The 25,842-nt window shown below is 68.9% G+C and carries 23 protein-coding genes; 15 read left to right on the top strand and 8 right to left on the bottom strand.

The genetic code is table 11. From position 1 onward, the window contains the following. The 13 genes from V3391_RS15235 to V3391_RS15175 all read left to right on the top strand — a co-directional run bounded on the left by V3391_RS15235 (position 1) and on the right by V3391_RS15175 (position 14,191). Positions 1 to 270 (top strand): flagellar biosynthetic protein FliQ, encoded by a 270-nt coding sequence (locus tag V3391_RS15235; protein WP_332079284.1) that lies wholly within the window; start codon positions 1 to 3, stop codon positions 268 to 270. Positions 271 to 853: 583 nt separating this feature from the next. After that, the gene (gene fliR, locus V3391_RS15230) at positions 854 to 1,642 is read left to right on the top strand and encodes a flagellar biosynthetic protein FliR (protein WP_332079283.1); all 789 of its coding nucleotides are present in this window, start codon (positions 854 to 856) and stop codon (positions 1,640 to 1,642) included. Positions 1,643 to 1,652: 10 nt separating this feature from the next. Continuing rightward, a complete protein-coding gene (flhB, locus tag V3391_RS15225) occupies positions 1,653 to 2,825 on the top strand; it encodes a flagellar biosynthesis protein FlhB (RefSeq protein WP_332079282.1) in 1,173 nt (390 codons plus the stop codon). Continuing rightward, on the top strand, positions 2,822 to 4,906 hold the full coding sequence (gene flhA, locus V3391_RS15220; protein WP_332079281.1) for a flagellar biosynthesis protein FlhA: 2,085 nt from the start codon (positions 2,822 to 2,824) through the stop codon (positions 4,904 to 4,906). Before flhB ends, flhA begins: the two co-directional genes overlap by 4 nt. 68 nt (positions 4,907 to 4,974) lie before the next feature. Further along, the gene (gene flhF / locus V3391_RS15215) at positions 4,975 to 6,651 is read left to right on the top strand and encodes a flagellar biosynthesis GTPase FlhF (protein WP_332079280.1); all 1,677 of its coding nucleotides are present in this window, start codon (positions 4,975 to 4,977) and stop codon (positions 6,649 to 6,651) included. After that, positions 6,641 to 7,498, top strand: a complete 858-nt coding sequence (locus V3391_RS15210; protein ID WP_332079279.1) for a MinD/ParA family protein — start codon at positions 6,641 to 6,643, stop codon at positions 7,496 to 7,498. Before flhF ends, V3391_RS15210 begins: the two co-directional genes overlap by 11 nt. Next, positions 7,495 to 8,256: an RNA polymerase sigma factor FliA gene (locus V3391_RS15205; protein WP_332079278.1), complete on the top strand. Its 762-nt coding sequence runs from the start codon at positions 7,495 to 7,497 to the stop codon at positions 8,254 to 8,256. Before V3391_RS15210 ends, V3391_RS15205 begins: the two co-directional genes overlap by 4 nt. Before the next feature lie 276 nt (positions 8,257 to 8,532). Next, positions 8,533 to 9,273 carry a flagellar motor protein gene (locus V3391_RS15200; RefSeq protein WP_332079277.1) on the top strand — a complete coding sequence of 247 codons (741 nt, stop codon included), beginning with the start codon at positions 8,533 to 8,535 and terminating at the stop codon, positions 9,271 to 9,273. A 3-nt stretch (positions 9,274 to 9,276) separates the two neighbouring features. Beyond that, a complete protein-coding gene (gene motD, locus V3391_RS15195) occupies positions 9,277 to 10,224 on the top strand; it encodes a flagellar motor protein MotD (protein WP_332079276.1) in 948 nt (315 codons plus the stop codon). Between the two features lies 1 nt (position 10,225). Continuing rightward, on the top strand, positions 10,226 to 11,008 hold the full coding sequence (locus V3391_RS15190; RefSeq protein WP_332079275.1) for a ParA family protein: 783 nt from the start codon (positions 10,226 to 10,228) through the stop codon (positions 11,006 to 11,008). Beyond that, positions 11,005 to 12,426: a putative bifunctional diguanylate cyclase/phosphodiesterase gene (locus V3391_RS15185; RefSeq protein ID WP_332079274.1), complete on the top strand. Its 1,422-nt coding sequence runs from the start codon at positions 11,005 to 11,007 to the stop codon at positions 12,424 to 12,426. The genes V3391_RS15190 and V3391_RS15185 overlap by 4 nt, the downstream gene beginning before the upstream one ends. Before the next feature lie 4 nt (positions 12,427 to 12,430). Continuing rightward, on the top strand, positions 12,431 to 13,063 hold the full coding sequence (locus tag V3391_RS15180) for a sensor histidine kinase (RefSeq protein ID WP_332079273.1): 633 nt from the start codon (positions 12,431 to 12,433) through the stop codon (positions 13,061 to 13,063). Positions 13,064 to 13,120: 57 nt separating this feature from the next. Further along, positions 13,121 to 14,191: an HDOD domain-containing protein gene (locus tag V3391_RS15175; RefSeq protein WP_332079272.1), complete on the top strand. Its 1,071-nt coding sequence runs from the start codon at positions 13,121 to 13,123 to the stop codon at positions 14,189 to 14,191. A 139-nt stretch (positions 14,192 to 14,330) separates the two neighbouring features. Here the strand turns inward: V3391_RS15175 and ubiE are convergent, their stop codons facing one another. Then, positions 14,331 to 15,092 (bottom strand): bifunctional demethylmenaquinone methyltransferase/2-methoxy-6-polyprenyl-1,4-benzoquinol methylase UbiE, encoded by a 762-nt coding sequence (gene ubiE / locus V3391_RS15170; protein ID WP_332079271.1) that lies wholly within the window; start codon positions 15,090 to 15,092, stop codon positions 14,331 to 14,333. Positions 15,093 to 15,099: 7 nt separating this feature from the next. Continuing rightward, positions 15,100 to 16,644: a TerC family protein gene (locus tag V3391_RS15165; RefSeq protein ID WP_332079270.1), complete on the bottom strand. Its 1,545-nt coding sequence runs from the start codon at positions 16,642 to 16,644 to the stop codon at positions 15,100 to 15,102. Positions 16,645 to 16,781: 137 nt separating this feature from the next. Between V3391_RS15165 and V3391_RS15160 the strand changes: the two genes are divergently transcribed. Further along, positions 16,782 to 17,237: a nucleoside deaminase gene (locus V3391_RS15160; RefSeq protein WP_332079701.1), complete on the top strand. Its 456-nt coding sequence runs from the start codon at positions 16,782 to 16,784 to the stop codon at positions 17,235 to 17,237. A 176-nt stretch (positions 17,238 to 17,413) separates the two neighbouring features. Next, positions 17,414 to 18,892, top strand: a complete 1,479-nt coding sequence (locus V3391_RS15155; protein WP_332079269.1) for a SulP family inorganic anion transporter — start codon at positions 17,414 to 17,416, stop codon at positions 18,890 to 18,892. A gap of 54 nt (positions 18,893 to 18,946) precedes the next feature. Here the strand turns inward: V3391_RS15155 and V3391_RS15150 are convergent, their stop codons facing one another. The 6 genes from V3391_RS15150 to V3391_RS15125 form a co-directional block, all read right to left on the bottom strand. Next, positions 18,947 to 19,714 carry an SDR family NAD(P)-dependent oxidoreductase gene (locus tag V3391_RS15150; RefSeq protein ID WP_332079268.1) on the bottom strand — a complete coding sequence of 256 codons (768 nt, stop codon included), beginning with the start codon at positions 19,712 to 19,714 and terminating at the stop codon, positions 18,947 to 18,949. Between the two features lie 77 nt (positions 19,715 to 19,791). Next, complete coding sequence (locus V3391_RS15145; RefSeq protein WP_332079267.1) at positions 19,792 to 21,234, bottom strand: aldehyde dehydrogenase family protein; 1,443 nt, start codon at positions 21,232 to 21,234, stop codon at positions 19,792 to 19,794. 26 nt (positions 21,235 to 21,260) lie between these two features. Next, complete coding sequence (locus V3391_RS15140) at positions 21,261 to 22,697, bottom strand: aldehyde dehydrogenase family protein (RefSeq protein WP_332079266.1); 1,437 nt, start codon at positions 22,695 to 22,697, stop codon at positions 21,261 to 21,263. A 63-nt stretch (positions 22,698 to 22,760) separates the two neighbouring features. Beyond that, entirely contained in the window at positions 22,761 to 23,729 is a 969-nt protein-coding gene (locus V3391_RS15135; RefSeq protein ID WP_332079265.1) for an aldo/keto reductase, read from the bottom strand. 40 nt (positions 23,730 to 23,769) lie between these two features. Next, positions 23,770 to 24,975, bottom strand: coding sequence for a 3-oxoadipyl-CoA thiolase (gene pcaF / locus V3391_RS15130; protein ID WP_332079264.1), 1,206 nt, complete (start codon positions 24,973 to 24,975; stop codon positions 23,770 to 23,772). A gap of 42 nt (positions 24,976 to 25,017) precedes the next feature. Then, a complete protein-coding gene (locus V3391_RS15125; RefSeq protein ID WP_332079263.1) occupies positions 25,018 to 25,821 on the bottom strand; it encodes an alpha/beta fold hydrolase in 804 nt (267 codons plus the stop codon). Between the last annotated feature and the right edge of the window lie 21 nt (positions 25,822 to 25,842).

Genomic DNA, 25,842 nt, shown 5'->3' with positions numbered 1-25,842 from the left:
ATGACCCCGGAAACCGCCCTCACCGAAATCTCCCGCGGGATGCAGATGGCGCTGGTCCTCGGCGGCCCGCCGCTGGTCGCAGTGCTGGCGATCGGCGTGATCGTCGGCATCCTGCAGGCGGCCACGCAGATCAACGAGCCGACGATCGCGTTCGTGCTCAAGGCGATCACGCTGGTGGCGACATTCGCGCTAGTCGGACATTTCCTGATGGGCCGGATGGTGGCGTTCACGACGGAGTTGTTCCATCGGATTCCGCATCTGATCGGGTGAGGCGCTGATCTGCGATTGATGGTTCGAAGATCAAACGCACGGGCGCGAGCCTGGTGTCATGTGCTGCAACCAGAGCCCACGCCCACTTCGCAGTGAAGCCGCTTCTGCTTCTCCATGGACACAGACGGCCAGCTGCGCGAGCACACCCGGAGGGCGCTGCCCATGGATGGGCGGCGTTTTCCGACCGAGGCAGGATGCCGAGTCGGAAAATCCCGGTGCGCTACAAGCCGCGGGCTGTGGACGTGTCGGGGAGGCGCTTTTCTTTGGTTCCGTTTCTTTTGGGGCCAACCAAAAGAAATGAACTCGGCCGCGTCAGCGGACGAAAGCATTTGATCTTGCAAATCTGCCGAGCACCGCCGAGCGCGGAACGCTTATGAGGTTGGCAACACGCCTGCGAGCACTTGCCCTCACCCGACGCGCCATGCGCGTCGACCTCTCCCGAAGGGAGAGGTGTTGAATCAAAAGCCAAAGCCAAGCCACAGCTAAATTCCAGCAGCGTGAAGCCGGCACGCACCCCGGCACAAATCCTGCATCCCGCCATCACGGCCCTCCCGCCGCGATCGCCCGGACCGCTCGACCCGCAATGGACACCGTCACCCTCACCACCTCGACCGGCGTCGACATGTTCGCGATGCTCGCGGCCGTGCTGTGGCATGCGATCCGCATCGGCGCGGCGTTGCAGGTGTTGCCGGCGATCGGCGGGCGGACGATGCCGGTGCGGGCGCGGCTGATTCTGGTGATCGCGCTGGCGGCGACGATGAGCACGGTGCTGCCGGCGCCACCGCCGATGGCGGTGGATTCGGCGACGGTGCTCGGCGTGCTGCGCGAGTTCACGATCGGCATCGCGATCGGGCTGGTGCTGCGCATGGCCTTCGAGGCCGGGCAGCTCGCCGGTGAACTGGTGTCGCAGGGCATGGGCCTGTCGTTCGCGACCATGGCCGATCCGCTCAGCGGTGCGTCGTCGCCGGTGCTGTCGCAGTGGTTCTTTCTCGTCTTCTCGCTGCTGTTCTTCACCCTCGACGGGCATCTGGCGCTGATCGGGCTGCTGCACGACAGCTACGCAAGCCTGCCGATCGGCCAGGCGTTGCCGGATCTGCAGGCGCTGCTGTCGGCGGTGCCCGCGTTCTTCGCGACCGCGCTGCGCGCCGGTGTGCTGCTGGCCCTGCCGGTGGTGATGGCGCTCCTGTCGGTCAACATCGCGTTCGGCGTGCTGTCGCGCGCCGCGGCGCAGCTCAATCCGATGGCGATCGGTCTGCCGGTCTCGCTGCTCACCGGTCTGATCCTGCTGATGCTGCTGATGCGCCAGCTGCTGGCGCCGGTGCAGGCGCTGTTCGACCAGGCCTTCCTCGCCGCGCGCGGCTTGATCGGCTGAGGCCCGGGCGATGAGCGAGACGGACCAGGAGGACAAGACCGAACTTCCCACCGAAAAACGGCTTCGGGAAGCGCGGGAAAAAGGCAACGTGCCGCGTTCGCGCGAGCTGGCCAACGTGGCCGTGCTCGGCTGCGCGGTGCTGGCGCTCAAGGCGACCGCCGGCAGCATCGGCGCGACCAGCATGGACTGGATGCGCGGCGCGCTGACCATCGATGCGTCGATGCTGGGCACCCAGGATCGTCTGCTGCCGCACGCGGCCGGCCTGTTCGGGCAGCTGCTGCTGGCGATGACGCCGCTGTTCGTCGCCGCGCTGCTGGCCTGCGCGATCGCGCCGGCGGCGATGGGCAGCCTGCGCTTCGCCGGGCAGTCGCTACAGCCCGACTTCAAGCGCCTCAATCCCAAGACCGGCCTGGGCCGCATCTACGGCAAGGAAGGCGCCGCCGAACTCGTGCGCTCGCTGCTGCGCGTGATCCTGATCGGCGGCGTCGGCATGCTGATGGTCTACCACGCGTTCTCGTCGTTGCTGTCGATGCCGCTGGCGTCGCTGGAGCAGTCGGTCGCGGGCGGCATCGACACCGCGATGAACGCCCTGCTGGCGATGGTCGGCGCGCTGGGCGTGCTGGCGCTGATCGACGTGCCCTGGCAGCACATCCAGTACCGCAACAAGTTGAAGATGACCAAGCAGGAAATCCGCGACGAGTACAAGGAAAGCGAAGGCAATCCCGAACTCAAGGCGCGCGTGCGCCAGGTGCAGGCGCAGATGTCGCGCGGGCGGATGATGGACGCCGTGCCGCAGGCCGACGTGATCCTGGTCAACCCGACCCACTACGCGGTCGCGCTGAAGTACAAGGCCGACGGCGACATGCGCGCACCGGTCGTCGTGGCCAAGGGCGTCGACGAACTGGCGCTGGCGATCCGCGCGATCGCCGACCAGCACCGCATCGCGATCGTCGAGGCCCCGCCGCTGGCACGGTCCTTGTACAGGCAGGCACAGGTCGATCAGGAAATCCCGGTGAAGCTCTACGCCGCCGTCGCACAAGTGCTGTCCTATGTGTACCAGCTCCGCGCCTGGGCGCCCGGCCGTGGGCCGATGCCGTCGCTGGCCGAGCTCGACGCCGGTCCCGAAGGCGCGGTCGATTACGACCCGACGGCCGGCAACGGCGTCAACGGACCGGCGCGATGAGCGCACAACCGGGACGGGTCTCCGTCGGCGGCGCGTTCGGCGCGATCAAGGCCGGTGCCGCGGCGCCGGTCGTCGTGCTGGCGCTGCTGGCGATGATCATCATTCCGCTGGCGCCGCCGGTGCTGGACGCGCTGTTCACCATCAACATCGCGCTGTCGCTGGTGGTGATGCTGGCCGTTGTCTACGTGCGCAAGCCGCTGGACTTCTCGATCTTTCCCAGCGTGCTGCTGCTGGTCACGCTGCTGCGTCTGGCGCTCAACGTCGCCTCCACCCGCGTGGTGCTGCTGCACGGCCACGAGGGCCCGGGCGCGGCCGGCAAGGTCATCGAGTCCTTCGCCCACTTCGTGATCGGCGGCAGCTTCGCGGTCGGCATCATCGTGTTCGCGATCCTGACCATCGTGAACTTCGTCGTCGTCACCAAGGGCGCAGGCCGCATCTCGGAAGTCTCGGCGCGCTTCATCCTCGACGCGTTGCCCGGCAAGCAGATGGCGATCGACGCCGACCTCAACGCCGGCGTGCTGACCCGCGAGGAAGCCAAGCTGCGCCGTCAGGAAGTCCGCGACGAAGCCGACTTCTACGGCTCGATGGACGGCGCCTCGAAGTTCGTCCGCGGCGATGCAATCGCCGGCATCCTGATCCTGGTCATCAACATGGTCGGCGGCGTGCTGATCGGCGTGCTCTCGCACGACATGAGCTTCGGCGAAGCCATGCGCACCTACACGCTGCTCACCATCGGCGACGGCCTGGTCGCGCAGCTGCCGGCGCTGCTGGTCGCCACCGCGGTCGCGATGCTCGTCACCCGCTCGACCGGCGAGCAGGAGATGGGCGAGGCGGTGTCGAAGCAGGTCTTCGGCCACCAGCGCGCGCTCACCGTCGCGGCCGTGCTGATGGGCCTGATCGGCATCATCCCGGGCATGCCGAACCTGCCGTTCCTGATCCTGGCCGGCATCCTCGGGTTCGTCGCGTGGAAGCTGCGCGGCGCGCCCGAAGCCGAAGCGCAGGCCAAGCGCGAGGCCGAGGCCGTCGCCGCGACCACTGCCGCCTCGCCACTGGCCGAACTGAGCTGGGACGAGATCCGCCCGGTCGAGCCGCTGGCGCTGGAAGTCGGCTACAAACTGATCGCCCTGGTAGACAAGGCCCAGGGCGGCGAGCTGCTGGCGCGCCTCAAAGGCGTGCGCCGCAAGCTCACCCAGGACATCGGTTTCCTGATTCCCGCCGTGCACGTGCGCGACAACCTCGAACTGGCACCCGGCGCGTACCGCGTGATGGTGCACGGCGTGCCGGTCGCCGGCGGCGAGGTCCATCCCGACCGCGAACTCGCGCTCGATCCGGGCCGCGTGTTCGGCCCGCTCGATGGCATTCCCGGCAAGGACCCGGCCTTCGGTCTCGACGCGACGTGGATCCTGCCGAGCCAGCGCGCGCATGCCGAATCGCTCGGCTACACCGTCGTCGACGCGGCCACGGTCGTCGCGACGCATCTCTCGCATCTGGTACGCGAGCGCAGCGCCGAACTGCTGGGCCACGACGAAGTGCAGCAGCTGCTGTCCACGCTGTCGAAGGCGACGCCGAAGCTCGTCGAAGACCTGACGCCGAAGCTGCTGCCGCTGTCGGTGGTGGTGAAGGTACTGCAGTCGCTGCTGGCCGATCGTGTGCCGGTGCGGCAGATCCGCCAGATCGTCGAAACCCTGCTCGAGCACGGCGTGCACACGCAGGACCCGGCGCAGCTCACCGCCGCGGTGCGCGTGGCGCTGGGCCGTTTCATCGTGCAGGAACTCAACGGCATGGCCGAGGAGTTCCCCGTCTACACCCTGGCGCCGCAGCTGGAACGGGTATTGCAGGACTCGGTCAACGGCCAGGGCGCAGCGCTCGAACCGGGACTCGCCGAGCGTCTGCATCAGAACTTGAGCGAGTGCGTCACCCGCCAGGAGAGCCGCGGAGAACCCGCCGTGCTGCTCGTTCCCGGTGGGGTCCGCGCCTCGGTGGCGCGGCTGGTGCGGCACAGCGTTCCGTCGCTGTCCGTACTCGCCTACGCCGAGGTTCCCGAAGACAAGCGTCTGCGTCTGGTCGGCGCCGTGGGATGACCCGCGGCTCCATTGCCCGCCACTGACACGGTCGGCGCGCCGGAAACCCGGCAGCCGCGGAGAGGACCATGAAGATCAAGAGTTTCATCGCCCCGGACATGCGCACCGCGCTGCGGAAGATCCGCGAAGCGCTGGGCCCCGATGCGGTGATCCTGTCGACCCGCGGCGTCGCCGAGGGCATCGAGGTGGTCGCCTCCCTGGGCTACGACGAGGCCGCGCTGGCCCGTGTGCTGCGCGCAGCCGAAGCCGACGAGACGCCGGTCGCCGATGCCGGAATCCCGACGCCTGCAGCGCCTGTCGTGGCACCCGCGCCGGTCGCGCCTGCGCGCACCGTGTTCGAACGCACCATCGTCGATCCCGCCGCCGCGTTCGCCGCGGCGCTGGGACACGGCCGTCAGCCTGCGCCTGTCGACGCGCCGATTGCCGCACCCGTCGCCGCACCCGCCGACACCGCCGCACTGCGTGACCGCGCGCGTGCCCGCCTCAAGGACAGCGACGGCCCCACGCTGGCCGAACTCACTTCGGCGATCCGCCCGGCCGCCGCCGTGGCGCAGGTCGCGCGCAGCCTGCCGCTGCAGCCGGCCTCGCCGACGCGCGCGACCTTCGCCGCCGCCAACGCCGAACTGCGCGCGGACGACACCCATGCACTCGATGCGCTCATCGCCGACGAGGCGCCGTCGTTCGCGGCGATGCTGACCACGCGCATGCCGCAGACGCCGCAGCCGATGGCGATCGAAGAATCCGTTGCAATCGAAGCGCCTTTCGAAGCCCCACGTCCCGCGGTCGCCACCGCACCGGCGCTGTCGCTGGTGCCGGCGCCGGAACTCGAAGCGCCCGCGATCACCGCGATGCGCGACGAGATGGCGCGCATGCGCCAGCTGATGGAAACCCAGATGGCGCAGTTCGAGCGCGAGCGTCTGCGCGGTTCGCCGGCGCGCGCCGCCGCGTTCGATGCGCTGCGTGCGTTCGGTTGCGAAGACGCGCTGGCGCAGTCGGTCGCCGCCCAGCTCGATCCGGCGCTGCCGGTCGATGCGATCCAGGGCCCGATGCTCGACGCGCTGGCGCGCACGCTCGAGGTCAGCGCCTGCGAGCCGATCGACGACGGCGGCGTGATCGCGCTCGTCGGTCCGACCGGCGCCGGCAAGACCACCACCGCGGCCAAGCTGGCCGCACGGTTCGCCGCCCGCCATCGCGCTCGCGACGTCGCCCTGATCACCACCGATTGCGAACGTCCCGGCGCGCACGAGCAGCTGCAGGCGCACGGCCGCAAGCTCGGCATCACCGTTTGCGAAGCGCGCGGCATGTCCGGCCTGCAGCAGGCGCTGACCCAGCTGGCCGACTATCCGCTGGTGCTGGTCGACACGACCGGCTACGCGCCCAACGATCGCGCCCTGTTCAACCAGATCCTGTGGCTGCGCACCGCGCGCAAGGTCCGCAGCCTGCTGGTGCTGTCGGCCAACGGCAATCCGCAGGACATGCACGAGGTCATCCGCCGCTACCGGCCGTGTTCGCCGGAAGGCCTGATCCTGACCAAGCTCGACGAGACCGGCTATCTGGGTTCGGCGCTGTCGGTCACCGTGCGCAACGGGCTGCCGATCGCCTACACCGCCGACGGCCAGAACGCCGATGCCGACATCGAATCGGGCAACCGCCTGCGCATCGCCCAGGCGATGGCTGCCGGCCGCCACGCACCCGTCGCCGACACCGCCGCCACCGATGCGTTCGAGACCCGTCATGCCGTCTGATGCCGCACCCGCTACCGCCGCACCCCGCGTGATCGCCGTCGCCAGCGGCAAGGGCGGCGTCGGCAAGACCACGACCTCGGTGAACCTCGCCGCGGCGATGGTCAACGCCGGCCAGCGCACGCTGCTGCTCGACACCGATCTGGGCCTGGCCAACGTCGACGTGATGCTGGGCCTGTCGCCGCGCTTCACCCTGGCCGACGTGTTCGCCGGCCGCTGCGAGCTCGCCGACACCATCCTCGAAGGCCCGAACGGGCTCATGGTGGTGCCGGCCGCCTCCGGCAAGCAGCACATGGCGCAGCTCTCCCCGCAGGAACACGTGGGCCTGGTGCACGCGTTCTCCGAACTCGACCGTTCGATCGACACGATGATCGTCGACAACGCCGCCGGCATCGCCGATGGCGTGCTGACGTTCTGCCAGGCCGCGCAGGACGTGATCGTCGTGGTCTGCGACGAACCCGCATCGATCACCGACGCCTATGCGCTGATCAAGGTGCTCAACCGCGACCGCGGCGTGCAGCGCGTGCAGGTGCTGTGCAACCAGGTGCAGGACGCGAGCGAGGGCCCGGCGCTGTTCGAGAAGCTGCAGCGGGTGACCGCGCGTTTCCTCGACGTCACCCTCAACCATCTGGGTTCAATCCCGCGCGACGAGTGGCTGCGCCGCGCCGTGCAGCGGCAGGAAGCCGTCGTCGACGCGTTCCCGTCGGCGCCGTCAGCGGTCGCCTATCGCGGGATCGCCCGTCGCGCACGCAGCTGGCAGTCGCCGGCGGTCGCGCGCGGCCATGTCGAATTCTTCGTCGACCGGCTGGTCGCCTCGGGCGCCCAGTCCACCGGAGGCCTGCCCGCATGAACGCCACCGCCACCGCCTGCTACCGCGCGACCCAGACCGGCTCGCCGGCGGACATCGTCGAGCGTCATGGCGAGCTGGTGCGCCGCATCGCCCACCACCTCGCCGCGCGGCTGCCGCCCAGCGTCGAGATCGAGGACCTCGTGCAGGCCGGCATGCTGGGCCTGATCGACGCGGCGCGGAACTACCAGTCCGATCCCGGTGCGACCTTCGAGACCTATGCATCGATCCGCATCCGCGGCGCGATGATCGACGAGATGCGGCGCGGCGACTGGACGCCGCGTTCGGTGCACCGCGGCTATCGCGACATGATCGCCGCCGTGCGCAGCGTCGAGCAGGAGACCGGCCGCAGCGCGGTGCCGGCACAGATCGCCGCGCACATGGAGATCACCCTCGACGAGTACCACCGTCTGGTCGAGGACGCCGCCCGCGGCCAGCTGACCAGCTTCGACGCGCATCTGGAAGAACACGACGGCGAGGCCCGCCTCGCGGTCCGCGATTCGGCCAGCCCCGCACGCGCGTTCGAGGACGACGCCTTCCGCGCCGCCCTGGTCGAGGCCATCGAAGGCCTGCCCGAACGCGAAGCGCTGGTGCTGTCGCTGTACTACGAGCAGGAACTCAACCTGCGCGAGATCGGCGCCGTGCTGTCGGTCAGCGAATCGCGCGTGTCGCAGATCCACGGCCAGGCCATGGTCCGCCTGCGCGCCCGCCTGTCGGACTGGAAGCGGGATCCGGACAGGTTCGACGACGGGCGCGACTGAGTTTGCCGTCAGCCGATGACGCGTGAGGGTGTGAGGACGTCAGTCCTTGTTCCCGGCTCGACCTCAAAGCTTGAGCGGACCGACGCCGTCCCGCCGCTTGCGGACGCAGGCTGGATCCATCCGCCGCGCGTGATCCGCCCCGCGGCCCGTCTCTTGCATCCCCTCTCCCCGTGACCCCCGCCGACGGAAATCCGTCGCCCCGGAGGCCCGATGCCGGGGCGTGCCCGTGTGCATATCCCCTCTTCAGAAATCCCCAACGCGACCGTTAACGACTCCATGGACAAGCTCAGCGTCATCGGTGTGATCCTCGCGCTCGTCGCGCTGCTGATCGGCAGCGTGCTGAAAGGTGCGGGTCTGTCCAGCCTGTGGTCGCCGGCCGCGTTCGTCATCGTGATCTGCGGCACCGTCGCCTCGATCCTGCTGCAGACCAGTCTGGTGACCTTCAAGCGGGCCATGAAGATCACGAAATGGGTGTTCAAGCCGCCGTCCCAGGACCGCGCGGCGATTCTCGCCAGCCTCGTCGAGTGGGCCAACACCGCGCGCAAGCAGGGTCTGCTGGGCCTGGAGTCGCAGGTCGCCGAGCAGCAGGACGCGTTCACCAGGAAGGGCCTGCAGATGGTCGTCGACGGCATCGCGCCCGATTCGATCCGCGCCGTGCTCGAAACCGACATGCACCACCAGAGCCAGGGCGACCTGGCCGCGGCCAAGGTGTTCGAGGGCATGGGCATCTACGCGCCCACGCTGGGCATCATCGGCGCGGTGCTGGGCTTGATCGCGGTGATGAAGAACCTCGCCGATCCGAGCAAGCTCGGTGGCGGTATCGCCGCGGCGTTCACCGCGACGATCTACGGCATCGGCGCGGCCAACCTGTTTTTGCTGCCGATGGCCAACAAGCTCAAGGCGCTGATCAATGCGCAGACCGAAGAACGCGAGATGATCGTCGAGGGGCTGATCGCGATCGCCCAGGGCGAGAACCCGCGCAACATCGAATCGCGCCTGGCCGGCTACGTGCACTGACCCATGGCCAGGAAGCACGTCCACGAAGAACACGCCAACCATGAAGCCTGGGCCATCCCCTACGGCGACCTGGTGACGCTGCTGCTCGCGTTCTTCGTGGTCATGTACGCGATCTCCTCGGTCAACGAAGGCAAGTACCGCGCGGTCTCCGACTCGCTCAACGCGGCCTTCGGTGGACCGCCGCGCTCGATGAGCCCGCTGCAGCTGGGCAAGACCCAGCGCCTGGGCTCGTCCTACGACCGGCCGTCGCTGATGACCGCCGCCGCCAAGAACGGCCCGGCGCCGGCGAGTTCGATGATCCAGCAGCGTCTGCAGCAGGCCATCGACATGCCGCGCTACGCGACCGGTCCCCAATCGCAGGCCCAGGGCGGCCAGTTCGACGGCACCGGCCGTGGCGAGCGCGAGGGCGAAGGCGAGCTGGTCTCGCTGGGCCGCGACCTGCAGGCCGCGCTGTCGGATCTGGTGCAGAAGAACCTGGTCACGCTGCGCCGCGGACACAACTATCTGGAAGTCGAGATCCAGAGCGACATCCTGTTCTCCAGCGGCGTCGCCGCGCCCAGCACGACTGCGAGCGCCACGATCCGCAAGGTCGCCGCGGTGCTGCGCGACGTGCCCAATGCGATGCGCGTGGAGGGCTACACCGACGACCAGCCGATCCGCACGGCCGCGTTCCCGTCGAACTGGGAACTGTCGACCGCACGCGCGGCCAGCGTCGTCCACATCCTCGCGGCCGAGGGCATCGCCCAGCCGCGACTGGGCGTGGTGGGCTATGGCGAATTCCAGCCGATCGCGGACAATGCGACCGTGGAAGGTCGCAATGCCAATCGCCGCGTCATGCTCGTGATCCTCGCCGCGCCGCAGGGGCCCGACGCCGTGCCGCAGTCCGCGGCCACGGTCGCGGTGGCCGCCGCGCCGACCGACGCCGCCGATCCCGCGGCAGGGGCGTACTGACGTGCGGGTGTGGGCTATCGCGAACCAGAAGGGCGGCGTCGGCAAGACGACGACCACGCTGTGCCTGGCGCGCAACCTCGCCGGGGACGCGCGCGTACTGGTGGTCGATCTCGATCCGCACGCCTCGATGACCCGCGCCTTCGGCGTGCCGCGCCAGCCGCCGCCGATCGGCACCCACGAAGTCTTCGTCGCGCAGACGCCGTCGCTCGACGGCCTGTCGCGCACCACCGCCATCGAACGTCTGCGTCTGGTCGCCGCGCAGCCGGCGCTGGCCACGCTGGAGCGTCGCAGTGCGACCCAGCCGGGCCTGGGCATGGCGCTGCAGCGCGCGCTTGCCGGCGTGTCGGCCCTCTACGACCACGTGCTGCTGGACTGCCCGCCGACGCTGAGCCTGCTGATGGTCAATGCGCTGGCCGCCGCGGACTGCCTCGTCGTACCGACCCAGACCGATCCGCTGGCGCTGCACGGCCTGGCCGACATGCTGCGCACCGCCGACATGGTCGAGCGTTCGCGCAAGCGGCCGCTGGTGCGCGCGATCCTGCCGACGCTCTACGACGGCCGCACCGGCAGCGGCCGCCAGAGTCTCGAACATCTGTACGCGGGCTACGAAGGCCTGGTGTGGTCGAACGCGATTCCGGTCGACACCCGTCTGCGCGATGCGCGCAGCATCGCCGGCAACGCGCCGCTCACCGGCCGCGGCGCCGAGGCCTACCGCGACGCGCTGGCGTGGCTGCACACGCGCATCGCCGCGGCGGTGCCCGACGTGGTCGTCGAAGCGGCATGAGTACACCGCCCAACGACGAAGCGATGTCCGACTACGTCGAGGCCCTGCTCGACGCGACCCGTGCCGAAGAAGACCCGCTGACCGGCCTGCCGAACCGCGCCGGCCTGCTGCGTGCGCTCGATACGCGCCGCGCCGAGCAGGTGCCGACCGCGGTCGCGGTGCTCGGGCTCGACAACTTCCGCTCCATCAGCGTGACGCTGGGTCCGGGCATGGCCGACACCATGCTGCAGGTCGTCGCCGCGCGCCTGCTCGCGCGCTTGCCGGTCGACGCGTTCCTGGCGCGCCTGGACGGCGACGAGTTCGCGATCGCGCTGTCGGTCAACGGGCAGAAGCCGCGCGCGACCGAAGCGTTGCTCAACGCGATCCTGCTCGACCTCGCCCAGCCCTGCGAAGTCGACATGCACCGCGTGCATCTCGACGCCTGTGTCGGCGTGCTGCTCGATGCGGCCGACGACGACGCCAGTCCCGGACCGCTGATTCCCGGCACGCCCGACGACGACGGCGCGACCGACAGTCTGGAACTGGTCGCGCGCGCGCAGCTCGCGATGCACTACGCCAAGCGCAGCCGCGGGCAGATGCTGCGCCGCTTCGAGCCGAGCATGCGCACCGAGGCGATCGACCGCCGCCGGCTCGACCTGGAACTGCGACGCGCCGCCAGCGAGCAGGAATTCGAACTGCACTACCAGCCGCAGATCGATCTGGAGACCGGCCGCCCGACCGGCGCCGAAGCGCTGCTGCGCTGGCGCCATCCCGAGCGCGGCCTGCTGATGCCGGTGAGCTTCATCGAAGCGCTGGCGATGAGCGGCATCGCCGCGACCGTGGGCTGGTGGATTCTCGACCGCGCCTGCCGCGACGCGGCCACGTGGCCCAAGGTCGACGGCCACGCGATGACGGTCAGCGTGAACCTGTTTCCGTCGCAGTTCGGCCACGAGGATTTCCTGCACGAGGTCGATTCGGCGCTGCGCGGCAGCGGCCTGCCGCCATCGTCGCTGGAACTCGAACTCACCGAGACCATCGCGCTGCGCGACGACGGCGCCGCCGCCGCGACGCTGCAGGCGCTGCGCCAGCGTGGCGTCAAGGCCGCCTACGACGACTTCGGCACCGGTTACGCCTCGCTGTCGATGCTGCATCACCTCGCCGTCGACCGGGTCAAGATCGATCGCAGCTTCGTGCGCGACGTGATGGACGATCGCGGCGACGCGGCGATCGTGCGCTCGATCCTGCTGATTGCGCGCAACTTCGACATGCAGGTCACCGCCGAAGGCGTGGAATCGGCGCCGCAGGCGGATTTCCTGCGCAAGCTCGGCTGCGACGAGGTGCAGGGTTTCTACTACTCGCAGGCGCTGCCGCTGGCCGACTTCGGCCAATGGCTGGCCGGCTACGAACGCCGACGCGCGACCATCGCCAGGATCGAATGACCTCATGACGCAGCGCGCGCCCGACTGGATGGACCGCATCGACGCCGAACGGCGCGCGCTCGCCCGCGATCTGCACGACGACCTCGGCCAGATCCTCAGCGCACTGCGCATGAGCGCACGCACGTTGTCGCAGGCGCTGGGCGATGACCCGCGCGAAACCCTCGCCGACGACGTCGTCGTGCTCGCCGAGGCGGCACTGGCGCGCGTGCGCGCGGTATCGCACGGCCTGCATCCACCGGCGCTCGCGAGCCACGGCCTGCCGGCCGCGCTGCAGGGACTCGCCGACGGCGTGCCGCGCGGCGAAGTGGACGTGCGCTTCGACGCCGATGTCGCGCTGCCACGCGCGCTGCCGGGCGCCGAGATCGCCGCCTACCGCATCGCGCAGGAAGCACTGGCCAACGCGCTGCGCCACGCCGGCGCGCGCTGCGTGCGGCTCGATCTGTTCCGGCAGGACGACGTGCTCGTCCTGTCGATCGCCGACGACGGCCGCGGCCACGATCTCGCCGCCGCGCCGGGCTTCGGTCGCACGGCGATGCGCGAGCGCGCGGCGCTGGCGCGACTGCGGTTCGACGAAACGTCATCGCCCTCGGGCACGCGCATCGTGCTGCAGCTGCCGCTGGATGCCGCATCCGGCTGAGCGCGGACGCGACGCGTTGCTATCATCCCGCCTCTTCCCATCGCGCAAGGAGTCACCGTGCATCTGGTCGTAGCGTGGGAGCGCGGTGACGAGGTCGAACGCCTGCAGGCGGAGATCGCCACGCGCGGTCTGGACTGGCGGGTCAGCTGGTTGCCGCTCGGCGACGGTGCGACCGGTTCGGCCGCCGATCTCGATCCCGATGCCCTGGTGTGCACCGCCGACAGCGGCTGGAGCCGCTGCCGCCTGCTGCTCGACGAAGTGCGCGTGCGCCACCCGCACGCGGTGCGCGTCGTGCTGATGGAGGCCGGCGACAACGCGCGCGCGGTCGATGCGCTCGAGCATGCGCATCGCGTGCTGCCCGAACCGCTGGACGCGCAGACCGTCATCGACGCGGTCAAGGGCGTGCTCGACCTGCAGCACCTGCTCGACGACGCACAGCTCAAGCGCGCGATCGAACGCATCGGTGCATTGCCGTCGGCGCCGAAGCAGTACCTCGCGCTGACCCGCCTGCTGCGCGATCCCGATGCCGGCACGCATGCGATCACCGCGATCATCGCCCAGGATCCGGCACTGGCCGCGCGCGTGCTGCGCCTGAGCAATTCCGCGTACTACGCGATCGGCCGCGAGATCGGCGACCTGCGCACCGCGGTCGTGCGCCTGGGCCAGGACGCGCTGCGCCGGCTGGTGCTGGCCAGCGAAGTCTTCGCCTCCGGTCCGGACATGGACAGCATGCGCGAGCGCGCATTGCGCACGTCGTGGCTGGCCGGCCAGATCCTGCCCGGCAGCGGCGCCGGCGTGGCCGCGACCGCGGGCCTGCTCGCCGACGTCGGCCGTCTGCTGCCGCCCGACAGTCTCGGCGACGTGCCGCCCAGCATCGCCGGCGCGTATCTGCTGGGCCTGTGGGGACTGCCGACACCGATCGTCGAAGCCGTTGCCTATCACCAGCATCCGACCCGCATGTCGGGCGCGTTCTGGATCACCGGCGCGGTGCACGTGGCCTCGGCGCTGGTCAACGGCACCGAAGTCGATCACGACTATCTGCAGCGCGTCGGTGCCCTGCACCTGATGCCGCAATGGCGCGCACTGGCGGCGGCGTCGCCGGCGGATGGGGGAACTTCGGCAGACTGAAAAGGCGTTTGCGATCCCGCTGAAATCGGGACCGCACCCCGGCATCGCAGCAATCGCAATGCCGCCGTCGCCCCGGCGACAGCTGGGGCGACGGTCAACGAGATGCAGCAGCTTCTGCCCGAGAAGCGGGGCTACGACATCAGGCCTTGTAACCGTCGTGGATCGCGACGATGCCGCCGCTCAGATTGCGGTACCTGCAGCGCGCGAAACCGGCCGTTTCCATCATGCCCTTGAGTGCGTCCTGCGGCGGATGCTTGCGGATCGACTCCGACAGGTACTGGTAGCTGTCGCTGTCGCGCGCGAACAGCTTGCCCAGCCGCGGCATGATCTGGAAGGAATGGAAGTCGTAGATCGGCTTGAACCAGTCCGCCTTCACTTCCGAGAACTCCAGCACGCGCGCCTGGCCGCCAACTTTCAGCACGCGCAGCATCTCGCGCAGCGCGGCGTCCTTGTCGGTCACGTTGCGCAGGCCGAAGGCGATCGTCACCAGATCGAAGCTGGCATCCGGGAACGGCAGCGTCTCGGCATTGCACTGCACGTACTCGAAGCCGCGCACGTTGCCGCGGTCGGTCATGCGGTCGCGGCCGACGCGCAGCATCGACGCATTGATGTCGCCGAGCACCAGCTCGCCGGAGTCGCCGACACGGGGTTTGAGCAGCGCGGCGATGTCGCCGGTGCCGCCGGCCAGATCGAGCACGCGGTCGCCGGTGCGCACCTGCGCGGTCGCGGCGAAGTAGCGCTTCCACACCCGGTGGATGCCGAGGCTCATCAGGTCGTTCATCAGGTCGTAGTTGCCTGCGACCGAGGAGAACACCTCGCCGACCAGCTTCTGCTTCTCCCCGGTGGGGACGTCGCGGAAACCGAAATGGGTGGTGCCGGGCTTGCTGGATTCGTCGCTCATGGCCCGATTATCCCTCATCCGCGACCGGCGCGATCCGCAGCTTGCCCACGCGGCGCCGTTCCAGCGATTCGACCTGCAGCTGCCAGGCGCCCACGGTCACGGTGTCGCCCTCGACCGGCATGCGGTCGAGCAGGTGCAGCACCAGGCCCGACAGGGTGACGTAGGTCGCCTCGCGCGGCAGCACGATGCCCGTCGTCTGCTCCAGATCCTGCAGCGACATCGAGCCGTCGACCAGCCAGATGCCGTCGTCGCCGCGGCTCGCCGCGTAGTCGGCGTCCTGGGTGTCGACCAGATCGCCGGCGATCGTCGCCAGCAGATCGTTCGCGGTGACCATGCCTTCCAGGCTGCCGTATTCGTCGACGACCACCGCCAGCGGAATCGGATGCGCGCGGATCTGCTCCAGCACGCGCAGCGTCGACGTGCCCTCCGGCACGACCAGCGGTTCGCGCACGAAATCGGTGACGTTCAGCGCGCGCCCCTGCAGCACGCTCGACAGCAGATCACCGCTCTGCACGATGCCCAGCATCTGGTCGAGTTCGCCGTCGCAGACCAGCAGGCGCGTATGCGGCGATTCGATCAGGCGCGCAGTCGCGTGCTCGATGCCGCGCGTCGCGTCGATCCACTCGATGTCGCTGCGCACCGTCATCACGCTCGACACCGGGCGCTCGGCAAGGGTGAGCACGCTGCGGATCATGTCGTGTTCGGCGGCTTCGAGCCGTTCCTCGCCCTCGCCTTGCGGCACCTCGATCGCACCGTCCTCGACGTGCGCGGTCGGGCGCGTGCCGAGCAGTCGCAACACCGCATCGGCGGTGCGCTGGCGGAACGGCAGCTGCTGCGCGTGCCGCTCGCGATTGAAACGCGACCACTGGTTGAAGGCTTCCACCAGGATCGAGAACGCGATCGCCGCGTACAAATAGCCCTTCGGAATCTTGAAGCCCAGGCCTTCGGCGACCAGGCTGAAGCCGATCATCAGCAGGAAGCCCAGGCACAGCACGACGACGGTCGGATGCTTGTTGACGAAGTTCGTCAGCGGCTTGCTGGCGAGCAGCATCACCGCCATCGCGATGGTGACCGCCGCGTACATCACGCCGAGGTGCTCGACCATGCCGACCGCGGTGATCACCGAGTCGAGCGAGAACACCGCGTCGAGCACGACGATCTGGGTCAGCACGACACCGAACGAGGCGTAGACGCGCTTGGTGCTCGTCTGGCTCTGCTGGCCCTCGAGCCGCTCGTGCAGCTCCATCGTCGCCTTGAACAGCAGGAACACGCCGCCGACCAGCAGGATCAGATCGCGCCCGGAGAAGTCGTTGCCCCAGACCGTGAACAATGGCGTGATCAGGCCCGCGATCCACGCCACCAGCGCCAGCAACACCAGCCGCATCAGCAATGCCAGCGACAGGCCGATCACACGGGCCTTGTCGCGCTGCTCCGGCGGCAGCTTGTCGGCGAGAATCGCGATGAACACCAGGTTGTCGATGCCGAGAATGATCTCGAGGACTACCAGGGTCGCCAGCCCCATCCAGATCGTGGGGTCGGACAGCCATTCCATAGGTGTTCTTGCATCGCGCTTTTGGGGGCCACGGATTCTGCCACGCGCTCGTTAAGAAGTTGCCGCGGCGTCTCACGCTCGACCGCGACGGGCGCGACAGGCAGACTCGCGGGCCCGATGTTCCGATGACCGCCTGCATGATCGCCACGCCCGACTACCGCGCCCTGCTCGACACCGCCATCGCCGAAGCCCGGCAGGGCCTCGCCGAAGGCGGCATCCCGATCGGCGCGGCGCTGTATCACCAGGACGGCCGCCTGCTCGGCTGCGGCCACAACCGCCGCGTGCAGGAAAGCGACCCGTCGATCCACGGCGAGACCGATGCCTTCCGCAAGGCCGGGCGTCAGCGCTCCTATCGCGACACGATCATGGTCACCACACTCGCGCCGTGCTGGTACTGCAGTGGCCTCGTGCGCCAGTTCGGCATCGGCACCGTCGTCGTCGGCGAGTCGCAGACCTTCCAGGGCGGCATCGACTGGCTGCGCGAGGCCGGCGTCGAGGTGATCGACATGCAGAGCCAGGAGTGCGTGGACCTGCTCGGCGGCTTCATCGCCGCGCACCCGGACGTCTGGAACGAGGACATCGGCGAGGACTGAGCGCCGCCCGCCTGCGCTAGACTGCGCGCCTTCGCGTCACCCGCCCCTGCCCTTCGATGACGACCACGCCACCATAGCCGCCGCTTCCGCGCCGCCCATCGGGCGACGCCGCGCTATCCCATGCACCGTCATCCTGCCGGACACCGCTGCGTGTCCGGCCCCGTCAGGGCTTTTCCATGCATTCCAAGATTCCGCTGCGCCAGCAATGGCTCGGCAACATCCGCGGCGACGTGCTCGCCGGACTCGTCGTCGCGCTCGCACTGATTCCCGAAGCGATCGCGTTCTCGATCATCGCCGGCGTCGATCCACGCGTGGGTCTCTACGCCTCGTTCTCGATGGCCGTGGTCACCGCGATCGTCGGCGGCCGACCCGCGATGATCTCCGCCGCCACCGGCGCGATGGCGCTGGTGATGGTCACGCTGGTGCGGGATCACGGCCTGCAGTACCTGCTGGTCGCGACCCTGCTCGCCGGCGCGTTCCAGATCCTCGCCGGCGTGCTCAAACTCGCATCGCTGATGCGCTTCGTGTCGCGCTCGGTGATCACCGGTTTCGTCAACGCGCTGGCGATCCTGATCTTCGCCGCGCAGCTGCCGGAGCTGATCGGCATGCCGTGGACGGTGTACGCACTGTGCGCGGCGGCGCTGGCGATCATCTACGGCCTGCCGCGCCTCACCCGCGCGGTGCCGTCGCCGCTGGTCGCGATCGTCGCGATGACGGTGCTCGTCGCCGCAATGGGCATCGACGTGCGCACCGTGTCCGACATGGGCGCGCTGCCCGACAGCCTGCCGGTGTTCCTGCTGCCCGACGTGCCGTGGACGCTGGAGACGCTGCGTATCGTGCTGCCGGTGTCGGCGACGCTCGCGGTGGTCGGCCTGCTCGAATCACTGCTGACCGCGCGCATCGTCGACGACATGACCGACACGCCCAGCGACAAGCACCGCGAATGCGTGGGCCAGGGCGCGGCCAACATCGCCACCGGTTTCCTCGGCGGCATGGCCGGCTGCGCGATGATCGGCCAGTCGGTGATCAACGTGAAATCCGGTGGCCGCGGGCGGCTGTCGTCGCTGGTCGCCGGCACCGTGCTGCTGGCCCTGGTGGTGTTCGCCGGGCCGTGGGTCGGCATGATTCCGATGGCCGCACTGGTCGCGGTGATGATCATGGTGTCGATCGGCACCTTCAGCTGGCAGTCGCTGCGGGACCTGCGCCGGCATCCGCCCGGATCGAGCGTCGTGATGCTCAGCACCGTCGTCGTGACCGTGGCCACGCACGATCTCGCCAAGGGCGTGCTGACCGGCGTGCTGCTGTCGGCGCTGTTCTTCGCCCGGCGCGTCGGCCGGTTGCTCGATGTCGAGGACGTGCTCGACGCCGATGGCACGCGTCGCTACACCGTGCGCGGCCAGGTGTTCTTCGCGTCTGCCAACGCGTTCGGCGATGCCTTCGATCTGCTGGAACCGGTCCCGCGCGTCGTGATCGATCTGACACACGCGCACTTCTGGGATCTCAGCGCGATCGGCGCTCTCGATTCCGTGGTGATGAAGCTGCGCGCACGCGGCGTCGACGTCGAGGTGCTCGGCCTCAATGCCGCGAGCGCGACACTGGTCGAACGGCTCGGCGTGCACGACAAGCCGGGGGCGCGTCCCGCTGCCGGGCACTGAGCCCGATGCGGTCCGTCAGCATCGTCGGATGCGTCCGGCGATACTGCGGTCACCTCAGACGCCGCGCCCGCCGTCCACGTTCATCACCAGTCCGGTGACCTGCTTCGACAGCGACGAGGCGAGATAGAGCGCCGCTTCGGCGATGTCGTCGGGCTGGATCAGCGAGCCCATCGGGATATTCCCGGCGAACAACTTCTTGGCGTCTTCCAGCGAGGTCTTGGCCGGGTCCAGGAAGCCGCCGAGCATCGGCGTTTCCGCCGCGCCCGGATTGATGACGTTGACCCGGATGTGGCTCGACGCCAGCTCCAGCGCGAGCGACTGGCTGAGCGCGATCGTCGCGGCCTTGGACGCGCAATAGGCGTTCTGGCCCGGCTTGGGACGCACGCCGACGATGGAACCGATGTTGACGATCGTGCCGCCGCCCGCCTGTTTCATGTGCGGCACGACGTGCTTGCAGGCCAGGAAGATCGACTTGGCATTGACGCCGAGGATGCGGTCCCAGTGGCGCTCGTCCAGATCCTCGATCGCGGTGTAGACCTGCGGCACGCCGGCGCAGTTCACCAGCACGTCGATCGCACCGAAGCGCGACACCGTGGCGTCCACCAGCGCGCGGATGCTGGCTTCCGAGGCGACATCGGCCTGCACCGCATGCGCATCCCCGCCGAGCGTCGCGGCCACTGCCTCCGCGGCCTCGCCGTTGAGATCGGCGACGATCACGCGCGCGCCCTGGTCGTGGAATAGCGCGGCGATGGCATGGCCGAGCCCCGATGCGGCGCCGGTCACGATGGCGGTCTTGCCCTGCAGCAGTTGATGACGACTCACGGCGTGCTCCTCGCGACGCATCGCACCCGAATCACCGCCTCCCGGGGCGGTCTCGATCACGGGACGGGTCAGCTGGTTCATGTGTGGAAGTTGATCGCGTGGTACTCGACGTAATCGGCCAGGCCGAGTTCGCCGTTCTCCGTGCCGATGCCGCTCTGCTTCACACCGCCGAACGGCATGTAGCGACGCCCGAGGCGCGACTGCGCGTTCTTGTTGATGTAGGTCATGCCCGCTTCGATGCGCCGCGCCATGCCGACCGCACGCTCGAAATTCGTGCTCCAGATGCTGGAGCCCAGGCCGTACTCGCTGTCGTTGGCCATCGCGATGACGTCGTCCTCGCTGTCGTACGGGATCACCGGCACGACGGGGCCGAACTGTTCGCAGGTGACGATTTCCTGGTCCGGCGTCGGATGCTTCACCAGCACCGGGCGCAGGTAGTAACCGTCCTGCCAGGTGTCGGGATCGACCGGTTCGCCGAGTTCCACGACCGTCGCACTGCTGTCCTTCGCCCGGGCCACGAGGTCCTGCACGTAGCGGTACTGCGCCGCGTTGTTGACCGGACCGAACGTGGTGCGCGGATCGAGCGGATGGCCGATGCGGAACTTCGCGACCTGCGCGCTGAACTTCTCGAAGAAGGTGTCGTAGATCGCGCGCGGGACGTAGATGCGCTTGACCGCGAAGCAGAACTGACCCGAACGATGGAAGGTTCCGGCGACCAGGGTCGGCATCTGCGCATCGAGATCCATGTCGTCGAGCACGATCGCCGGATCGTTGCCGCCCAGCTCGAACTGCACGCTCTTGATGGTATCGGCGGCACTTTTCATGATCGCCGTCGCCGCCTTGCCGCCGCCGGTGAACGAGATCTTGCGCACCAGCGGATGCGCGACCAGCGCCGAGCCGGTGTCGCTGCCACCGTGCAGCACGTTGATGACGCCCGGCGGGAACAGTGCGGCCGCGCGCTTGAGCAGCGTGCCCACGCCGAGCGGCGTGGTCGGCGGTGTCTTGATGACGATGGTGTTGCCGCAGACCAGTGCGGGCGCGAGCTTGCGGATCATCAGCACGATCGGCGCGTTCCACGGCACGAAGCCCGCGATCACGCCGACCGGCTTCTTCTCGACCGTCACCCAGCTGGTGTCGTCCTCGACGCGTTTGACCTGCAGGAACACGCGGGCGGCATCGACATTGTCGCGGGTGGCGAATGCGGAGCCGGCGATCTCCATGCGGATTTCCTGCGGCAGCAGGCCGGACTCGGCAACGACGATCGGCACCAGTTCGTCGACCATCGATTCGAGCAGATCGGCGACCGCGAGCACGCGCTCGATGCGCGATTCCAACGGGGTCGCCGCCCAGCCCGGAAACGCGCGATGCGCGGCCTGCACGGCGAGATCGACATGGTTCGCATCGGCCTGCGCAGCGCGGCCGACGACATCGGCGAAGCGGCCCGGATCGCGGACCTCGAGATAGTCGCTGGTCTCGACATCCTGGTTGTCGATCAGCAGTTGAAGCGTGGGGATATGCATGGGTGTGTCTCCTGCGACCGGCCCGCTCACTTGTGGAAGTTGATGGCGTGGTACTCCACGTATTCGGACAGGCCCACTTCCGAACTCTCGCGGCCGATGCCGCTCTGCTTCACGCCGCCGAACGGACTGTTCTTCTGGCCGATGCGCGACGTGCCGGCGTTGTTGATGAAGGTCATGCCGGCCTCGATGCGACTGGCGATCGCGACGGCCTGATCCGCATCGCGCGACCAGACACTGGACGCCAGACCCAGCTCGCTGTCGTTGGCGAGACGGATGGCCTCTTCCACATCGTCGAAGGCGACGATCGGAATGATCGGACCGAACTGCTCGTTGACCACGACCTCAAGATCCGGCGCCGCGTGCTTCACCACGGCCGGCAGCAGGTAGTAGCCGTCGTCCCAGGTGCTGGCGTCGAGCTTGCTGCCCAGTTCGATCAGCTCGGCGCCGGCGGCGCGGGTGCGCTCGGCCAGACCCTGCAGATACTCGAACTGGGCGCGGTTGTTGACCGGGCCGAAGGTCGCGCCCTCGGCGAGGGGGTGCCCGACCTTGAACCTGTCGACCTCGGCGATGAACTTCTCGAAGAACGCGTCGTAGATCGGCCGCTGTACGTAGATCCGCTTGACCGCGAAGCAGAACTGGCCCGAGCGCCGGAACACGCCGCCGACGATCTTCGGGATCACGTCGTCGAGGTTGGCATCGGCCAGCACGATCGCTGGATCGTTGCCGCCGAGTTCGAACTGCACGCCCTTGATGCTGTCCGCTGCGGCTTTCATGATCGCCTTCGCGACTGCGCCACCACCGGTGAACGACACCTTGCGCACCAGCGGATGCGTGGTCAGCGCCGTGCCGACCTCGGCGCCGCCGTGCACGACGTTGATGACGCCGGGCGGGAACAGCGCGGCGATCTTCTTCAGCAGCGCCGACAGGCCGAGGGCTGCCGTCGGCGCGGGCTTGAGGACCAGCGTGTTGCCGCAGACCAGCGCGGGCGCGAGCTTGCGCATGGTCAGGATGATCGGCGCGTTCCACGGAATGATGCCGGCGATCACGCCGATCGAGCGCTTCTCGACGCTGACCCAGCTGGCCTCGTCCTCGACCTGCAGCGGCTTCAGGAATTCCGTGGCGAGATCGACGTTGTCGCGGATGATCGCGGCCGACATGCCGGCTTCGGCCTTGTTGGTCGGCACCAGCATGCCGGACTCGCGCGCCATCAGTTCGGCCACGCCCGGGCCTTCGGCCGCGAGCAGATCGGCGGCCTGCGTCAGCAGCGCCTGGCGCTGCGACAGCGGCGTGTCGCGCCAGCCCGCGTACGCGCGATGCGCAGCCTGCACGGCCTGGTCGACATGCGCAGCGGTGCCCTGTGCGAGCAGGCCGACGATGTCGGCGGTGCGGCCGGGATCGCGGACTTCGAGATAGTCGTCGGTCGCGACGTCCTGGTTGTCGATGAGCAGGTGGGTCTTGTGCATGGGAACTCCTTCAGAGCAGTACGGCGTCGCCGGCGGACCGGCGAAGGGGGGAGGAACGCCGGGTCAGTCGACGGTGCGTTCGGTGCCGACATCGGGCACGAACGAAAGATCGGAGATCTGCTGGCGCAGCTCGGGCGTCAGGTCGATGTCCAGCGCGCCGAGATAGCCGTCGAGCTGTTCGACGGTTTCGGCGCCGATGATCGGCGCGGTCACGGCCGGGTGCGACATCGCCCAGGCCACTGCCAGCGAAGGCGGATGGACGCCGTGCTCGGCCGCGAACGCGGTGAAGCGGTCGGCCACTTCGTAGTTCATGCGGTCGGCATAGCGCTGCGAGTAACGCGCCTCGTTGAGGCGGCCGGTTTCGGGCTTGCGATCCACGCCGTACAGGCCGGTCAGCAGACCACTGGCGAGCGGGCTGTAGACGATCACACCCAGCTGCTCCGACTCGGCCAGCGGAAACAGCTCGACTTCGGCCTGGCGCTTGACCAGGTTGTACATCGGCTGGACCAGCTCGAAGCGCGCCAGTGATTCGCGCTCCGAGATGCCCAGCGCCTTGGCGATGCGCCAGGCGGCCCAGTTGCTGACCGCCGGGTAGAGGATCTTGCCCTGCCGCTGCAGGTCGTCGAACGCGCGCAGCGATTCCTCGACCGGCGTCAGCGGGTCGTAGTGGTGCATGAAGTAGAAGTCGATGCGGTCGGTCTGCAGCCGGCGCAGGCTCTGCTCCACCTCGCGCATGATGTGATGACGCGAGAGGCCGCGATCGTTCACGCCCGGCCCCATCGGGCGGCAGACCTTCGACACCAGCACGATGTCGTCGCGCGACTTCGTTTCGGCGATGCAGGCGCCGAGGATCGTTTCCGACCGGCCGCCTGCGTAGGAGTTCGCGCAGTCGAAGAAATTGATGCCGGCCTCGCGGCAGCGCGCGAACATGGCCTTCGATGCGTCGGCGTCGGAATAGGAGCCGAACGACATCGTGCCGAAGCACAGCTGCGAAACGCGGACACCGGTGCGGCCGATCGTGCGGTGGTTCATGACGTTGGATCCAGATTGCGGATGAAGTGCGGCATGCGTGTCATCGGACACGCTCGATCGCCAGGGCCACGCCCTGGCCGACACCGACGCACATCGTGGCCAGGGCCCGATCGCCCTGCTGCACTTCGAGCTGATGCAACGCGGTCAATACGAGGCGCGCACCGCTCATGCCGAGCGGGTGGCCCAGTGCGATCGCGCCGCCGTTCGGATTGACCTGGGGTGCGTCGTCGGCGAGCCCGAGTGTGCGCAGTACCGCCAGGCTCTGACTGGCGAAGGCCTCGTTGAGTTCCACGACATCGAAGTCCGCCACGGACATCTGCAGGCGCGCGCAGAGCCTGCGGACGGCAGGCACCGGCCCGATGCCCATGACACGCGGGGCGACGCCGGCGCTGGCCATGCCCAGCACGCGACCGCGCGGCGTCAGGCCATGGGCCCGCACCGCGCCCGCCGAGGCGAGGATCATCGCGGCTGCGCCGTCGTTGATGCCCGATGCGTTGCCTGCGGTCACGCTGCAGTCGGGGCCGTTGACCGGCCTGAGCTTCTGCAAGGCCTCGAGCGTGGTGTCGGCCCGCGGATGCTCGTCGCGATCGACGATCGTCGTGCCCTTGCGCGTGTCGACCTCTACCGGAACGATCTCGTCGGCGAAGAATCCGGCCGCCTGCGCACGCGCGGCCCGCTGCTGGCTGCGCAGCGCGAACGCATCCTGGTCCGCGCGCGACACGCCATGATCGGCGGCCACGTTGTCGCCGGTCTGCGGCATCGTCTCGGTGCCGTGCAACGCGGTGAGCGCCGGATTCACGAACCGCCAGCCCATCGTCGTGTCTTCCAGCACCTGGGTGCGCCCGAACGCGGTCTCGGCCTTGCCCATGACGAACGGGGCACGCGACATCGATTCCACGCCGCCGGCGATCGCCAGTTCGAGTTCGCCGCTGGCGATCGCGCGGAACGCGGCGCCCACGGCGTCCATGCCCGACGCGCAGAGACGATTGACGGTGACGCCCGGCACTTCGACCGGCAGTCCGGCCAGCAACGCGGCCATCCGTGCGACGTTGCGGTTGTCCTCGCCGGACTGGTTCGCGCAGCCGAGGAACACCTCATCGAGCCGCGACCAGTCGACCTGCGGGTTGCGCTGCATCAGGGCCCGCAGCGGCAGTGCAGCCAGGTCGTCGGCACGCACCGGCGCCAGGCCACCGCCGTAGCGGCCGATCGGCGTGCGCACCGCATCGCAGATGAAAACCTCATGCATCACGTGCGTACCTCGTTCCGGTTGGGATCGCGCCGACGTGCATCACAGCGTCCGGACCCAGCGCACGACTTCCTCGACGACGCGTTCCGGTTGCTCGGGGATCAATGCGTGGCTCGCGCGCTCGATGCATGCGATCGAGACACGCGGGCCGAGTTCGTCACGCAATTCTTCCCGCTTGTCGGCGGGCTTGAACGGATCGTCCGCGGCCTGCAGGTCGAGCAACGGCACGTCACCCGCGGCCCACCAGTCGCCCTGCGGTGTGGCCTTGTGCGCGGCGAACTGGCTGTCGCGCACGTATTCGTGCCAGCCGGTCAGCCAGACGGTCGCATCGTTGCCCGGCGCGAAGAACGTCGACTGCAGATGCTGCAGACGCTCCGCATCGCCGACTGTCGGGTCGACGATGCGTTGGATGCTGGCCGTCAGCTGCGCCGGATAGCGCTTGGCCGCTGCAGCCGCGATCACCACTCCGCGCACCTGCTTCGGATGCACGCTGGCAGTCATGCGCGCGACCCAGTTGCCGAAGGCATGGCCGACGATCACCGCCGGTCCCTGCGACAGCTCGGCGATCACGAAGGCGATGTCGTCGGCGTAGTCGCGCAACGTCAGATCGAGCATCGGCCCATGGCTGCGCCCCAGCCCGCGCGGTTGTGGTCGCAGGACCGAAAACCCGTGTCCGGCGAGCCCGGCGGCCACGGTGTCGTAATCCTCCGAATCGCGCCCGAGTGAGGGCAGCAGCACGATCGAGGGACCGGCACCTTCGACGATCACGTCGAGCTGGACGTCGCCGCGCACCAGCAGGCGGCGGTGTCGGGCGCCGGGCGCGCCACGGAAGGCAGGGTGGTTCATCGACACGTGGATTCCATTGAA

It is taken from the genome of Luteimonas flava (assembly GCF_036584485.1).
GTDB classification, from domain to species: Bacteria; Pseudomonadota; Gammaproteobacteria; order Xanthomonadales; family Xanthomonadaceae; genus Luteimonas; species Luteimonas flava.
This window is presented reverse-complemented; position numbering and strand designations above follow the sequence as displayed.